We start from the raw sequence: 15,764 nt of genomic DNA on the forward strand, positions 1-15,764 counted from the left end.
AGACTTTTACAAAAAAATAGTGCTATTATTTTTTGTAAAAGTCTTAAAAAAAATCCCCTATTCAATTACATTTAAACAAAAACTTTTTCATGAAAACACTGAATTTAGTTCTTATTGGTATTGTCTTATTATTATTTGGAGGTTGTAGTCAAGATGAAATTTTGACAGAAAATCTTGCAACAAACTCAATTAATCACAACAAGCAAAAACACTCCAACCAAAACTCATCAGATCAAGTAATGGCAATTATGCCTGATGTAGCAGGAAATTGGGCAGAAACAGAAATTAATTATATGACTTCAAATGGCTATATGTCAGGGTTTCCTGATGGAACATTTAAGCCAAATAATACGATTACTCGTGCTGAATTTGCTACAATGATTGTGGGTTGTCTTAATCCAACTCCAAAACCTGAAAATTCAACTATTACATTTTCAGATATTAGTACACACTGGGCAAAAAACAATATCTTACAAGCTGCAAAGGCTGGTTTTTTATCTGGTTATCCTGATGGAACATTTATGCCCAATCAAAATATCAGTAAACTTCAAATTGTTATTGCTATATCAAATGGTTTGGCTGTTTCAGGAGGAAATGTAACTAATTTAACTACTTTTTTTACAGATAATGCAGAGATTCCAACTTGGGCAAAACAAAGTGTGGCAAATGCCCTAACGAATAGATTGGTATTGAATTATCCTACAAAAACTCTATTTACTCCACTCAAAAATGCTACACGAGCTGATGCAACTGCATTGATGTATTGTGCTATGAAGAGAACAAATGGAAACCTTTCTTATACAAATCAGTATTTAGTAAATCCTACTAGCACACCACCTGTTACAGGAGATTTTTCTCTAAATTATCCAAGTCCTGTAGATGCAGGAAGTCCTGTTACATTTTCAGGTACAAGTACAGGTATTACCCTACTCAAATTCTTTATAGATGGATATCCATTAGGTACTACTCCAAGTAATGGTTCTTATTCTTTTACAGCTACTATCAATAATGCTGGTATAGCTCGTGTTCTTCGTGTAGAAGGATATAATGGTTCTACATTAGTAAAAGCACGTAATCAAACTATCGACGTGCGTCAAGCTAGTCCTTTTATGCAAAATGTACCTTATTTCTATCAACGTAATAATGCGTTGTATCCTGGTACTTCTTGTCAGAATACTTCTATTGCCATGGTAATTAATTATTATGGTGGAAGCACTACTCCTGATGACATAACTAGAGAATATGGAAAAGATAGAGCGCAAACTGTGTCTGGTTTACAAGCTGTATTCAATTCTGAAGCGGCTTATTTTGGTTTGAATGTACGAGTAGAAGGAAAGCAGAATGGTACATTAGCTCAAATGGAGACTTTATTAGACCAAGGAAAGCCTGTTATTGCTCATGGATATACTACAAGTTTTGGACATGTTTTAGTGTTTTTAGGGCATGATGCTGATTATTATTATGTTCATGACCCATATGGAAAATGGGATCAAGTAGCTTATAGTTCTGGATATACTCGTGGTCAAACAATCGGAAAAGCTACTAGATATAGGAAAAGTGCTATTCGTGCAGCTTTCTCTCCTGATGGCTTACTTTGGATGCACAGAGTTTATTCTACTAACTAAGCCATAAATAATATACTACAACCTTTTGTACAAAATCCATCACTGCTGATAGTTTGGCTACTGGATTATAAATACAAAAGGTTGTTTTTTTAAAACCTAATTAATAAAATGTTAAAATTTAATTATAAATCAAGTAAAATATGCATCAAATTATTTTTGATGTTTTTTATATTTTCTCTCTCTGCTTGTGTAGATGAAGGGAAAATTATAAATCAAGAGATTATGGAGAATGCTTCTCATCATGATTGCACTGAGACTTCTGCCAAATCCTATCAAAAAACAAGTTCTTCCTCTTCAAATCCAAATACTCCTCAACAAGTATTTTCTGTTTCTGATATTAATGGACATTGGGCAAGTTTTGAAATGAATTACCTTATCTCTAATAATTATGCCTCAGGTTATCCAGATGGAACATTTAAGCCAAATAATTTCTTAACAAGAGCAGAGTTTGCAGCTTTTATTTCAAGTATCTTGAATCCTTCCCCCATACGTCCTGCCATCGAATTTCCTGATGTTCCTACAACACATTGGGCATACAATGCCATTCAAAAGGCGTATCGTGGTGGTTTTCTTTCAGGTTATCCTAATGGAACATTTCAACCTACTGCAAATCTTACTCGTACACAATCTTTAGTAGCAATTTCGAATGGACTTAATCTGACAGGTGGAGATGTAGCTCGTTTATCTTCTTATTATGATGATGCTTCTCAACTAGCAACATGGGCGAAACCTTCCATAGCTAATGCCACAATCAATAATTTGGTCGCTAACTATCCAAACAAACGTAATTTCAGAGCAAATGAAAATACTACTCGTGGAGAAGTTTCTGTAATTCTTTATCGTGCTTTGGTGAAGCAAAATAGAGCTACAGACTACAAAAATCCCTATTTGATAACGTATGATAGAATGCCTTTGGTAGTGATGTATCACGAGGTTTTGACAAATCCTATATATGGTAGTGATGTAAGTACACCTAATTTTATCGAACAAATGAATTTCTTCAAGTCTCAAGGCTATCGTACGCTTTCTTTAGATGAATTTTATGAGGTAGTTACAAATCATGCTGTTGTTCCTCAAAAAAGTGTTTTGCTTACTTTTGATGATGGATACATTGGAAACTACACCAATGCGCTACCTATTTTAGAGCAACATAATTTTAAAGCTGCTTTTTTTGTTCATACAGGTTTTGTAGGAACTACAGGAGGTTCACACTCAAAAATGAGTTGGAATCAGTTGCGTAGTATTGAAGCAAATTCACTTTTTGAAGTAGAATCGCATACTGTAAATCATGGGTATTTAGAAAATATGACTCCTACACAAGTACAAAGTGAGTTAGCTAACTCAAAAGCTACTATTGAAAGCCAGTTAAATAAAACTTGTGAGTATTTAGCCTATCCATTTGGTTCATATAGTGAAGAAGTAACAAGAAAAGCTCCTACTTATTTCAAAATAGCGTTTGCAGTCAACTTTTTTGGTTATAAAAATGCACCAGCAAATTACTCTATTCCACGCATCGGAATTGGCAAAGATTTGACTACACTTGCTTTATTTAGACAAAGAATTAATAGATAGAAGAATAAGTATCAAGTAGTATAAAATTATGATTATTTCAAATTCTTGATTTCAATCAATGTTTTAAAGTATAAAGGCTTGTATTTTTGTAGTAAATAATCAAACTATTAAAATTCTTTCTCTATGAAAATACAAACCTCAAAACTTAATCAGAGTCTAATTGAAGAAATCAAAACAATTCTTCAAAAAACAGTTCAGCTTCAACAGTTATCAAATGATGAATTAAATTTTCGTCCGAATACAGAAAGTTGGACTGTCTTAGAATGTATCGAACATCTGAATCGATATAGTATTTTTTATTTGGAAGAGATTGAAAAGCGAATTGATGAAAAAATAGACAAAAACAAACTCACATCAAATCAAGATTACATTTTCAAAAGTGGATTTTTAGGAAATTATTCAGCTAATTCTATGCTTCCTGTTCAGAAAGGAATCGTTTCGATAAGTGAGAATAAAAGTCCGACAGCAAATCATTCTTTGCGAATTGGAAACAAAATGAAGACTTTCAAAGACAAAAACCCAATTCATAGTGGCGTAGATAGACGAGTTTTGGACACTTTTATCGATGACCAAAATGAATTTATGCGACTTTTAGAAAAGGCTCAACAGGTAGATTGGAACAAAACAAAGGTTTCTCTTACGCTTCCTCTTCTGAAATTTAATTTGGGTGATACATTTCGTTTTGTGATAAACCATGAAATTAGACACTTTATTCAAATTAAAAATATTTTATCAAATACGCAATTAAAAAACTAGTTATCAAATCCTTTTATTCACTCACAATAAAAGGATTTGTTATTTAATTACAAATTTTTCATAGCTAATTGGAACAAACGTTCTGATTTATATATCTTTACAAGAAAAATAGAGGGAAAGAAATACACCAATCAATTATATTTTTTTAGAAAATTCATTTCAAAATGACTAACAAAACATTCAAGTTATCAAAAATTTTATTTATTCTTTCTTTATTGCTGACTTTTGGCTTTTTTTCATGTTCCAATAACAAAAAAGCACAAAGCGAAGAACAAGTAGAAGTAACAACACCAAAGACAGAAGTGCTTGTAGATGAAACTAACCAAACACAAATGCAATCACTCACCGAACAACTAGAAAATAAAGCAACTGCTTTCAAAGAGCGTGCAGACCCAGAAAAAGTAAAAACGTATGAAGCTGCCATCGAAAAAGTAGCTGCAAGTGGAATTATAGGCAACTCTAAAAAAGAAGGTGATAAAGCTCCTAATTTTACACTTCCAAATGCAACAGGACAAAAAATAACTTTAGCCGACAAAACAAAAAATGGTTATACAATTATTACTTGGTATAGAGGAGGCTGGTGTCCATATTGTAATCTTACTTTGGCTGCTTGGCAAGATATTTTACCAGAAATAAAAGCTGAAAATATTGAGTTAATTGCCATTACGCCCGAACTTCCAGATAGTACACTTTCTACAAAAGAGAAAAATGCGTTAGAATTTGAAGTCTTGAGTGATGTAGGAAATAAAGTAGCCAAAGACTATGGAATTGTTTTTCCATTGGACGAATCTATCAGAGAAGCCTATAAAAATATGGGTTTAGAAAAGTATAATGGAGACGCTTCTTATACATTGCCTTTGGCTGCGACCTATATTATAAATTCTGAAAATGAAATTGTATATGCTTTCTTAGATGCAGATTATAAAAAGCGTGCAGAACCTAGAGAAGTATTGCAGAAAGTAAAGGATATGAAATAAAATACAGACCCTTAGGGTAGGGTGTTTATAATTTGGTTATTTTTTCGTGCAGTTTTGTAATTATGATTTTTAAAAATGTAGCGTATTTTAGCTGCATAGCTGCGTAATGTTTAGCTTCGCTGACTCGCTGACCTTCGGGTGTAGAGAATCAATTAATTTCCGTATTTAGAACTGCGTAGCTGCGAAATGTTGAAATTTAATGACTTTCAAATACCAAACAACAATCTTACGCAGCTACGCAGCTTTTTGAACTTAATATTTTTCGATTCTACCAATATTTCGCAGCTACGCAGCTAAATTTCTACAAAAATAAAATGATTTAAAATAATCATCTTTTCTAGGAAGAATTTTTGAAATTCTAAACAGCCTAGCCTTAGGGTCTAATTTTACTTCCTAAAAAACCATTTTTTTTCTATAATTGTAGCAGACGGAAGCGCATTGGCTAATTCTTTATCATTTTCAAATTTTAATTGAGCAAGACAATGCACTTCTACCTTTACCTCAAATTCGGATTCTTCAAAAACCCACGGTGTAATACAAATTGTTTTGTCTTCTCGTTGATATAAATAGCTTTTTTCTCCGTTTGGCAAAATAAAAACTTCTACTTTACGTCCGTCTTCGGGAATATTCTGTCTACATAAAATAAGCGAACATCTATCACAAAAATGAATAAGATTATAGGCTTTTTGAGCTTCTTGTTGATTTACTTTCAATTTTTTTCGAAATGACTTCTGATTTTCTTTCTGTAAATCCAAAAATTCAATCGTTTCTTTGTGTTCTTTCAAAGTCAGTCCTGCTTCTTTTGCAGCTTTTTCTTCTCTCAAAGGTTCATATAAATAAGACAAATGCATCGAAATCATCAAGGCAATCCATTGAGATTTGTAACGAGAAACGGCTGCAATCCTCTGTGCTTGTTCTAATGAAAATTTGGATAAAGAAAAATCTTGAGGTGCGCCAGCTTCTGTGATATGATACATTCCTTTCCAACCGATTTGCTCGTCGTCGTGTTCGGCAATGGCTGTAAGCGTTTCTAACCATCTTTCTGGACGTTCTTTTTTTTGCCAATAAAAACCAATTTTGGAAGCCAAAAGTCCGTGCGCTCGTTGAAAAATTATTTCCCAACCTTGAGTAGAAGTATTGACAATCATAGATACCAATTTAGAATTTAGAATTAGGAAGGTAGAAGTAACTACAATAGCATTTTTATTGTATGAAATTTCAATTTATAACTACTTTTATTAAAACAAGTTTAATAAAAGTAGCCTTTTTCCTAATTCCTAATTTCCAATCTTCTCTTAAATCCTAACATGAATTCCCTTCTCAAAAAGTTCTTTTTTCAAAACAGGAACAGGAATTTCTCCAAAGTGAAAAATACTGGCAGCAAGGGCAGCATCCGCTTTTCCTTCATTAAAAACATCTACAAAATGCTGTGTAGTTCCTGCTCCTCCACTTGCAATAATCGGAATGCTACAAATTTGACTCAATTTTGAATAGACATCACAAGCAAAACCATTTTTTGTTCCGTCGTGACTCATTGAGGTAAACAAAATTTCTCCTGCTCCTCGTTCTTGTGCTTCTTTTGCCCATTCATAAAGGTCAATTCCTAAATTTTTTCGTCCTCCTCCTGTGTGTACTTCCCATTTTCCTTTGTTTATTCCTGAAACATTCATTTTAGCATCAATCGCAATGACAATACATTGATTACCAAAACGTTTGGAAGTTTCTTCAATGAGGTTTGGATTCAGAACGGCAGCCGAATTTATGGTAACTTTATCTGCACCAGCTTCTAGCAAAACAGAAACATCTTCAACGCTACTCACACCACCACCAACTGTAAACGGAATATTTAAGTTTTTGGCAATTCGGAGAGCTAGTTCTTTAAGTGTTTTTCGCTTTTCATGCGTGGCTGTAATATCTAAAAAAACAAGTTCGTCAGCTCCTTCTTTTGCGTATTTTTCGCCTAACTCAACAGGGTCGCCAGCAAAACGAAGTTCTTCAAACTGAACTCCTTTTACAGTCTGACCATCTTTTATATCTAAACAGGGAATTATTCTTTTGGATAACAAAGTTTTTGAATTATTAATTGTGAATGATAAATTATTAATGAATTATAAAATCAAATAGTAATTCTATTTTCATAAATTGCCTTTCCTACGATTGCACCATCAACGCCTAATTTATCAAGCAAAACTAAATCATCTTGACTGGTTACTCCTCCACTAGCTATGACTGTAAGATCTGGAAATTTAGTTTTTAATTCTCCATAAAAGTCAGTATTTAAGCCTTCTAATGCGCCATCTTTGGTAATATCAGTACAAAAAAATTGGGTAAGTCCTTTTTGTTTCCATTTTTCAATAAACTCAAAAATGGTAAATTCACTTTCTTTTTTCCACGCATCTGTAAGTAGCTTTTCACCACGAACATCAGCAGCCAATAAAATAGAATTTCCACCAAACTCAGTAAGCCAACTTTCAAATAGTTCTGGATTTTTTACAGCTACACTTCCTACACTTACCATTTTTGCACCACTAGAAAGAATACTTTTAATAGAATCAGAATGACGGATTCCTCCACCAAAATCGATAACTAAATCAGTTTGAGAAGCAATTTTTTCTAGAATTTGTAAGTGTTTTGGTTGTCCAGCTTTTGCGCCATCCAAATCTACTATATGAAGACGTTTTATTCCTTTGTCTTCAAAGATTTTGGCTTGGTCTAAAGGGTCTGAATTGTATATCTTTTGTGTGTCATAATCGCCATGCGTAAGACGAACACATTTACCATCAATTAAATCAATGGCAGGAATGAGTTGAAGATTCATAGTTATTTTATCTAATCATAAATCGCAGCCTAAAGGCTACATTACATTTTCGCACCTTAAAAGGTACGCTACAGATTTATTTCTTTACTTTATCCACTACCAAACCGACTTCCAAGACTGGATTTATAGGGTCTTGTTTTGGCATTGCATGTTTTATTTTGAAAGTATATGTTCCCTTTTCTAATTCGAAATTAGACATCACCACTTGTCTTGTATCATACGTTTCGCCTACACCTTCGCCTACTGCACGTCCACCAGCATCACGTAATGTAAAATCTACTTTTTCTTCAGATGCTTTTCCATCTGGAGTTTCGTAAGTAAGTGTAAGTAAAAGGTTTTGATAAGGAATGGCTATTCCGTGACGTAATTCTATCGAAATATCATACATTCCTGCTTCTTCTACATTTACTTTATAGGTTTTCTCATCGCTCATATTCCACTTAAAACCTACCGAATTTACGTCTTCATGATTTCTATAAATATTGTTTTCATCGCAAGAAGAAAATAAAAACAAAACAGCTAATGTAATGACTGGAAAAACAGATTTGATAAATTTCATGATATTTTTGGTTTAATGTAGAACAGACATTTTGTCTGTTTGGTAATTTTATTGATTAATATTCGTGGACAAACTCTATTCCTGCATATTGAGTTTCAATTTCGTTTAGAATATCAAATACTTCTTGTGAACTACTAGACTGAACAAGTCGCATTCTATATTGTTTAATTCCTCTTAATCCTTTAAAATAAGCTGCATAATGACGTTTCATTTCATTAATTGCTGTTATTTCACTTCTTTTCCATTCTAAAGAAAACATAAAATGTTTTCTACAAATGTCCAAACGCTCTTCTAATGTTGGAGGTGGTAAAAGCTCGCCAGTAGCCAAATAATGTTTTATTTCTCTAAAAATCCAAGGATAACCAATGGCTGCACGTCCTATCATAATTCCATCAACACCAAAACGATTTTTGTATTCTAATGCTTTTTGAGGAGAATCAATATCACCATTTCCAAAGATAGGAATATGAATATCAGGACTATTTTTGACTTCTGCAATATACGACCAGTCAGCTTCTCCTGTATACATCTGCTTGCGAGTACGTCCATGAATAGAAAGTGCCTGAACACCAACACCTTGCAAACGCTTTGCAACTTCTAAAATTTTTATAGAATCGTGATCCCAACCCAAACGAGTTTTTACCGTAACAGGAAGTTTGGTTTTATTTACAATTTCTTTTGATAAGAGTTCCATTTTAGGAATATCTTTCAAAATAGCTGCTCCTGCACCTTTACAGACAACTTTTTTGACAGGACAACCAAAATTTATATCCAAAACTTCTGGATTTTCTCGTTCAACAATTTCGGTAGCCAAAAGCATAGAATCTAGCTCAGCACCAAAAATTTGAATACCAACAGGACGCTCGTAATCAAAAATATCTAATTTCTCTACACTCTTATCTGCATCTCTTATTAATCCTTCTACCGAAATAAATTCGGTGTACATCATATCTGCACCACAGGCTTTACAGACAGCACGAAAAGGAGGATCACTTACATCTTCCATCGGTGCAAGCAAAAGGGGGAAGTCGCCTAACTCTACATTTCCAATCTTTACCATATTATTTTATCTTATCTTCTTACTTTTTATTTAAAGTTAATTTTAACACTACAAATTTACAAAAAATACTATTTCAAACGTCATTCAGAATAAATATTCTAAACTCTACCACCAATTACAAGTACATCGTCAATTGGTTTATGTTCGTTTCCTATCCAATTTTTAAAAGTTTGATAGAGAATTTGTTTTTGTTCTGCTGTATCTTCTGTATGAATATCAAATAGTAGCTCTCTAAAGTTTTTTACCATAAACTTGCGTCCTCGCTCTCCTCCAAATTGGTCTTGAAAACCATCAGAAAAAATATAAAATGTAGTGGGAGTAGAAATATCAATAACATGCTCTGTAAACTCACTTTTATGTTCTATTTCTGAACCACCAATAGGCATCTTATCGCCCTTTATTACCTCTAATTGGTTATTTTGGATATAAAAAATAGGGTTTTTTGCTCCTGCAAAAGTAAGGGTTTTATTCTTTTTATCTATACAAACGAGAGCTAAATCCATTCCATCATGGATATTTGTTTCGTCTTTGTGTAAAGCTGTCGTGATTCCTTTATCTAACTGAGTCAGAATTTTTGCAGGCGAACATATATTATTTTCTGCTACAATTCTACTCAAAATTTCATTTCCTATCATAGACATAAATGCTCCTGGTACGCCATGACCTGTACAATCAACAGCAGCTAAAACTACTTTTTGTTCTTCCTCAAAATGATGAAAAAAGTAAAAGTCGCCACTTACAATATCACGAGGACGAAAGTAGACAAATGATTCGGGTAGTGCTTTTTGAATATTGGCAATATTGGGAAGCATTGCCTCTTGAATGCGTTTTGCGTAAGTAATACTAGATGTAATTTGATGATTTTTATCTTCAATTTCATTTACAGCTTTCGCTAACTCATGGTTTTGTTGCATGATGTGCATTTGTTGAAAACTAATCTCGTCATTTTTATCTTGTAATTCTAAATTGGCTCTCTTTTTTTGTTGCCTGCTTCTATAAATAAAAATAATTCCTACTAGAGCAAGTAATAAAATAGCTGCAATGCCTCCGATATAAAGTCTTTGTCTTGCTATTTTCTGTTCATTTTCGGCTTGTTCTTGGGCAAACTTGGCTTCTTGTAAGTCTGTTTCTTGTTGAAGGACTTTATAGGCTAGTTCTTGTTTTGTAAAATTAGATTCTAGTTTATCTAAAGCTGCATTTTTATTTTCAATATTTTTTTCTTGTTCTTTTAATTTGGTGTTTTTTAAGGCAATTTCTAATTCTGCTCGTTGTTTTTCTGTTTCTGCTAAAGCTGCTTGTAGTCTTGCTTTGTCTGCTTCTGCACTCACAACAGCCATTTTTCTTTGTTGTGACATCTCATGAAAATTGCGATACAATTCAAAATATTCTTTTGTTTTTTCAGAGTTTCCTGCTTTTTCGTAGGTTTCGGCAAGCATTCCATAAATGCTTCTCATTTGTTCCAAATCCAAGGATTCTTTTGCTAAACTTAATCCATCTACTAGTTGCTTGGCTGCTTCATCGTGTCTTTTGAGATTATTTAAAACAACAGCCGTATTTATTTGAGCTGAAATAATAGCTTCTTTTATACCTTGTTTTTTTCGTCCTTCTAATGTTCTTTGGAAGAAAATAAGTGCAGAATCAAATTTTTCTAAATCGGCATAAATAGTAGCAAGGTTACTATAAATGCCATACATTCCACTCTGATTATCTACTTTCTGATTGAAAATTAATGACTTTTGAAAATAAGTAATGGCTGGTCGCAATTCTTTTTTGTCCCAATGGATTAGAGCTGCTTTATTCAAAAAATCACTTGCTCCTCTATAATCACCTTGATTTTTGCGCTCTTCAGATTTTTCTAAACACATTTCAACAGTCAGCCTTTCACCATCATTTGTTACAAACTGAGCTTTTGTAGGAAACACAAAAAATGATAGAAAAACCAAAAATAAAAAAGAACTAAATAAATAATTTCGCATTGTTGCTGATTAGAATAGATAGAAGGATTACTAAAAAAAACATATTCTAACCCAAATATAACGCTATTTTATGTAAGAAATTAAAAATCAATGACGAAATTTTATTTTATAGTAGCTGCCAAGGTTCAAATCAACAAGCCTTGACAGCATTTCTATCTTTTATAATCTAACACGAACAGCATTTGCATGAGCTTTTAATTCTTCTGCTTCTGCCATCTCAATTACTGTTTGTCCAATTTGATTCAGTCCTTCTTTTGTAAGAGATTGAAATGTAATTTTTTTGACAAAACTATCTAATGAAACTCCACTATAAGCTCTTGCATGTCCATCTGTTGGCAAGGTATGATTTGTGCCAGAAGCATAATCTCCAACAGACTCAGGTGTGTAATTTCCTAAAAACACAGAGCCTGCATTAATGATATGTTCGGCTGCTTCTTCTGGATTTTCAAGGGCAATAATCAAATGCTCAGGAGCATAAAAATTACTCATATCTAAAATTTCTTGTCTGTTTTTCAAAACAACAAAACGACTATTTTCTAACGATTTTTGAGCAAATTCTTTTCTAGGAAGTGATTCTAGCTGTTTTTTGACTTCTGTTTTTATTTGATTTGCTGTTTCTTCATTGTCTGTCATCAAAATAACTTGGCTATCTTTTCCATGTTCGGCTTGAGAAAGCAAATCAGCAGCTACAAAGCTAGGAACACAACTTTTATCAGCCAAAACAGCTACTTCAGAAGGACCAGCAGGCATGTCAATTGCAATTCCTTCATTTTGAATAAGTTGTTTGGCAACCGTTACATACTGATTTCCAGGACCAAAAATTTTATATACTTTTGGCACAGACTCCGTTCCATACGCCATTGCACCAATCGCCTGTATGCCTCCAATCTTGAAAATATCAGTTGCACCTACAAGATGAGCAGCATAGAGAATAGCAGGGTGAATTTTGCCTTCTTTATTGGGAGGAGAACACAAAACTACATTCTTACAGCCAGCAATTTTGGCAGGAATTCCAAGCATCAAAACAGTAGAAAAAAGAGGAGCAGTTCCCCCCGGAATATACAAACCTACTTTTTCTATACCTACACTTTTTCTCCAACATGTAATTCCTTTTGTAATTTCAACTTTCTTTACTTGGTCTTGTTGACTTTGGTGAAAGATTAAAATATTTTTATAAGCGTGATTAATAGCCGTTTTGAGTGACTCAGAAACTAGACTTTCAGCTTCTTGAAGTTCTTCTACGCTTACTCTAAAATCTTCTATATCTATTTTATCAAATTCTTTTGTAAATTTTTTGAGAGCTGTATCGCCTTCTTCTTTAATAGATTGTAGAATATTTTGAACTTGTGTTTCAATTTGTTTTAAAGAAAAAGTAGGACGAGTACAGATAGATTCCCACTCGTTGCGAGCAGGTTGGTTATATATTTTCATTGGAAAAATAAAGGCTATAATTTTAAATAAACATTAGATATAAATTTGAATCAAAAAAAGCTAATCTTTTGAGAAACCATAATGTTAGACAAAAGTAGTCATGAAGTTAGTTTTTTCAAAATTGGGTGATTAATTAACTATCTCGTCGGTCAGAAACTGACAATGACGTTCCTGTTAATACAGTGTTTTAAAATTTGTTTATATTTTTATCTGCTTAATCTATCAGAAGTTTTATTGAAGCTATATCATTCTTATTAGTAAACAAAATAATCTATAATCTTAGAGAATTTTCAACAAATTATTGAAACAAAAGTCATTGATTTACAAACTCTTCAAAAAAAGTTTTATCTTTTTGAATCAAAACTAAAGAAAATGGGTTATTGAGTTTATCTAAGCATTACAAAATAAAAATACTAAAACAGTTTCACAAGAATCACTCTATTTCTGACAGTTGAAGTGGCTTCAGCCCTCAACGAAGTTAAACTGTCAGCTACTTGAAATTAACTGGTCACTGTTTCACTGATTACTGATAACTGAACATGGTTTATCCCGAAAATATAGAATCAAAATTAGGATTTGATAAAGTCCGAGAACTTTTAGCTGATGAATGCCAAGGAATTTTGGGCAGACAGCTTATAGATAAAATGGAATTTCATAATGATTATGAAACCATTGCCAGCCTTACCGAACAGACTGAAGAATTTAAAAAACTCATAGAAACAGGGCAAAGTCCACCAGAAAGTTATTATTTTGATGTAACAGCTTATCTGGCAAAGGCTTCAATTGTCAATAATTTCCTTACAGAAAGTGAATTTTATGATGTCAAACGCTCTTTAGATACATTATATCAGACTTTAAGGGTAATTCGACGACAGCCCAAAGAAGAATTTCCACGCCTGCAATCTATGTGTCAAGATATAGAAGTTCCTTATGAAGTCATTCAAGATATAGAAAGAGTAATTGATGATAAAGGACAGATGAGAAGCAATGCTTCGCCAGAACTTCAAAAAATTCGTCAAGCCATTGTCAGAACGCAGGTCACACTTCGAAAAAAACTAGTTTCTATTGTAGAAGACCTTCGAAAAAACGATTATTTACGCTCTGATGTCGACACAACTGTCAGAGAAGGCAGAATGGTAGTTCCTATCAAAACAGAATATCGAAAACAGCTAAAAGGAATTGTTCATGATACCTCTTCAACAGGACAAACTATTTTTATAGAACCTGAAGCAATTGTAGATTTGAATAACGATATTAAACAGTTTATGCACCAAGAGCGTTTCGAAATTGTGCGTATTCTGACTGACCTCACAACGTTTTTACGTCCTCATTTATATACATTAAAGTATGCGTATGAATTTTTGGCTCAAGTAGATTTTATTCGTGCAAAAGCTCGTTTTGCCATAAAATTAAATGCCATAAATCCAGATTTTCAAAAACGTGCTTTGATAGATTGGCAAAATGCCTACCATCCTCTTCTTTATTTATCATATAAAAAACAAGGAAAAACAGTTCTTCCAAATACACTGTTTTTAGATGGAAATCAACGAATTTTACTTATTTCAGGACCAAATGCAGGTGGTAAATCAGTTCTTTTAAAAACAGTTGGTTTGCTACAATATATGTTTCAAAGTGGCTTACTTATTCCAGTACAGGAAGGCTCAAAGATTGGTATTTTCGATCAGCTTTTCATAGATATAGGCGACGAACAATCAATTGACAATGATTTGAGTACATACAGTTCGCATCTTTATAACATGAAAAAATTCCTTATTGCAGGAAACAAACGAACACTTGCTTTAATAGATGAATTTGGAACAGGAACAGAGCCACAAGTAGGTGCATCGATAGCAGAAGCCATTTTAGAAGAGTTTGAAAAACAGAGAATGTATGCTGTAATTACGACTCACTATGCGAATCTGAAGTTTATGGCAGAAAAATCGCAGTTTATTGTTAATGGAGCGATGCGTTATGATGTAGATAAATTAGAACCTCTCTTTAAACTAGAAATAGGAAAGCCAGGGAGTTCGTTTGCATTAGAAATTGCTAAAAAAATTGGTCTACCTTCCGATGTTATTAAATCAGCTCATTCAAAACTAGGTGGCGAACAGTTAGAAGTAGAACGATTATTAAGACAATTGGAAAAACAGCGTTCGAATTTAGATAGAGAACAAACTTCCCTCAGAAAACAAGGTTTGGAAGTAGACAAATTGCTTAGAGAAAATCAAGCATTGAAAGATGATTTGAAGAAAAATAAGCAAAAATATATGCAAGAAGCTAAAAAAGAAGCAGAGGCTTTACTACAAAAGGCAAATCAACGCATCGAAAACACTATCCGAACTATTAAAGAACAACAAGCTGACAAGAAAATTACAAAGTCAGTCAGAAAAGATTTGGATAGCCTACAAGACGAACTCAACCGAGTAGAATACGAATCAGAAGAAAAACAACTTCCTAAAAACGATGAAGAAATGATTCGTTATGTAGATACTGAAATAAAACAAGGTGATTTTGTACAGATAAAAGGACAAACGGCTGTGGCAGAAGTTCTTTCAATTAAAAATAAAGATGCCTTACTTCGTATTGGTTCGCTCAAAACTACTGTAAAAATGAATCGTTTGCAGAAAGTAGATGAAAAGATATTACCTACTTCTATTACAGGAAATATGAATTCTACTACTAATTCGGGTTCAGGTTCAGGCTCTACACTTCATAACAAAGTTTTACATTTTAGTCCAGATTTGGATGTGCGTGGAAAGCGTGCCGAAGAAGTAAACCCAATAGTAACTGAGTTTATGGATGATGCTGTCATGCTTTCTCAAAAAAATCTTCGAATATTGCATGGGAAAGGTGAAGGTATTTTGCGTCAGGTAGTTAGGGATGCACTTCGCCAGTATCCACAAGTTCAGAGTATCAAAGATGAACATGCTGATAGAGGTGGCGCAGGTGTTACTTTGGTAGCCTTGAAGTAATCAACTAATTAATCTATT

Annotated in this window: 12 protein-coding genes; 5 read left to right on the top strand and 7 right to left on the bottom strand. The window is 33.3% G+C overall.

Annotated features, from left to right (window positions below; all coding sequences use genetic code 11):
- The first annotated feature begins 89 nt into the window (after positions 1 to 89).
- The 4 genes from V9L05_RS01795 (at position 90) to V9L05_RS01810 (ending at position 4,930) form a co-directional block, all read left to right on the top strand.
- Positions 90 to 1,625, top strand: coding sequence for an S-layer homology domain-containing protein (locus V9L05_RS01795; RefSeq protein ID WP_338814149.1), 1,536 nt, complete (start codon positions 90 to 92; stop codon positions 1,623 to 1,625).
- A gap of 159 nt (positions 1,626 to 1,784) precedes the next feature.
- Positions 1,785 to 3,197 (top strand): S-layer homology domain-containing protein, encoded by a 1,413-nt coding sequence (locus tag V9L05_RS01800; protein ID WP_338814150.1) that lies wholly within the window; start codon positions 1,785 to 1,787, stop codon positions 3,195 to 3,197.
- 123 nt (positions 3,198 to 3,320) lie between these two features.
- Positions 3,321 to 3,953: a DinB family protein gene (locus tag V9L05_RS01805; protein ID WP_338791202.1), complete on the top strand. Its 633-nt coding sequence runs from the start codon at positions 3,321 to 3,323 to the stop codon at positions 3,951 to 3,953.
- A 164-nt stretch (positions 3,954 to 4,117) separates the two neighbouring features.
- Positions 4,118 to 4,930 (top strand): peroxiredoxin-like family protein, encoded by an 813-nt coding sequence (locus V9L05_RS01810; protein ID WP_338814151.1) that lies wholly within the window; start codon positions 4,118 to 4,120, stop codon positions 4,928 to 4,930.
- Between the two features lie 386 nt (positions 4,931 to 5,316).
- Here V9L05_RS01810 and V9L05_RS01815 read toward each other — a convergent pair whose 3' ends face one another.
- From V9L05_RS01815 to hisD, 7 genes are all read right to left on the bottom strand, one after another.
- Complete coding sequence (locus V9L05_RS01815; RefSeq protein ID WP_338814152.1) at positions 5,317 to 6,078, bottom strand: DUF3891 family protein; 762 nt, start codon at positions 6,076 to 6,078, stop codon at positions 5,317 to 5,319.
- 147 nt (positions 6,079 to 6,225) lie between these two features.
- Positions 6,226 to 6,996 (bottom strand): imidazole glycerol phosphate synthase subunit HisF, encoded by a 771-nt coding sequence (gene hisF / locus V9L05_RS01820; protein ID WP_338814153.1) that lies wholly within the window; start codon positions 6,994 to 6,996, stop codon positions 6,226 to 6,228.
- Between the two features lie 50 nt (positions 6,997 to 7,046).
- Positions 7,047 to 7,748: a 1-(5-phosphoribosyl)-5-[(5-phosphoribosylamino)methylideneamino]imidazole-4-carboxamide isomerase gene (gene hisA / locus V9L05_RS01825; protein ID WP_338814154.1), complete on the bottom strand. Its 702-nt coding sequence runs from the start codon at positions 7,746 to 7,748 to the stop codon at positions 7,047 to 7,049.
- Positions 7,749 to 7,824: 76 nt separating this feature from the next.
- Positions 7,825 to 8,307 carry a gliding motility lipoprotein GldH gene (locus V9L05_RS01830; RefSeq protein ID WP_338814155.1) on the bottom strand — a complete coding sequence of 161 codons (483 nt, stop codon included), beginning with the start codon at positions 8,305 to 8,307 and terminating at the stop codon, positions 7,825 to 7,827.
- Between the two features lie 55 nt (positions 8,308 to 8,362).
- A complete protein-coding gene (gene dusB / locus V9L05_RS01835; RefSeq protein WP_338791196.1) occupies positions 8,363 to 9,367 on the bottom strand; it encodes a tRNA dihydrouridine synthase DusB in 1,005 nt (334 codons plus the stop codon).
- Positions 9,368 to 9,465: 98 nt separating this feature from the next.
- Positions 9,466 to 11,343, bottom strand: coding sequence for a SpoIIE family protein phosphatase (locus tag V9L05_RS01840; RefSeq protein WP_338814156.1), 1,878 nt, complete (start codon positions 11,341 to 11,343; stop codon positions 9,466 to 9,468).
- Positions 11,344 to 11,502: 159 nt separating this feature from the next.
- A complete protein-coding gene (hisD, locus tag V9L05_RS01845) occupies positions 11,503 to 12,774 on the bottom strand; it encodes a histidinol dehydrogenase (protein WP_338814157.1) in 1,272 nt (423 codons plus the stop codon).
- 539 nt (positions 12,775 to 13,313) lie between these two features.
- Here hisD and V9L05_RS01850 point away from each other — a divergent pair.
- Entirely contained in the window at positions 13,314 to 15,746 is a 2,433-nt protein-coding gene (locus tag V9L05_RS01850) for an endonuclease MutS2 (RefSeq protein WP_338814158.1), read from the top strand.
- The last annotated feature ends 18 nt before the right edge of the window (positions 15,747 to 15,764 follow it).

The organism is Bernardetia sp. Wsw4-3y2, assembly GCF_037126295.1.
GTDB lineage: Bacteria > Bacteroidota > Bacteroidia > Cytophagales > Bernardetiaceae > Bernardetia.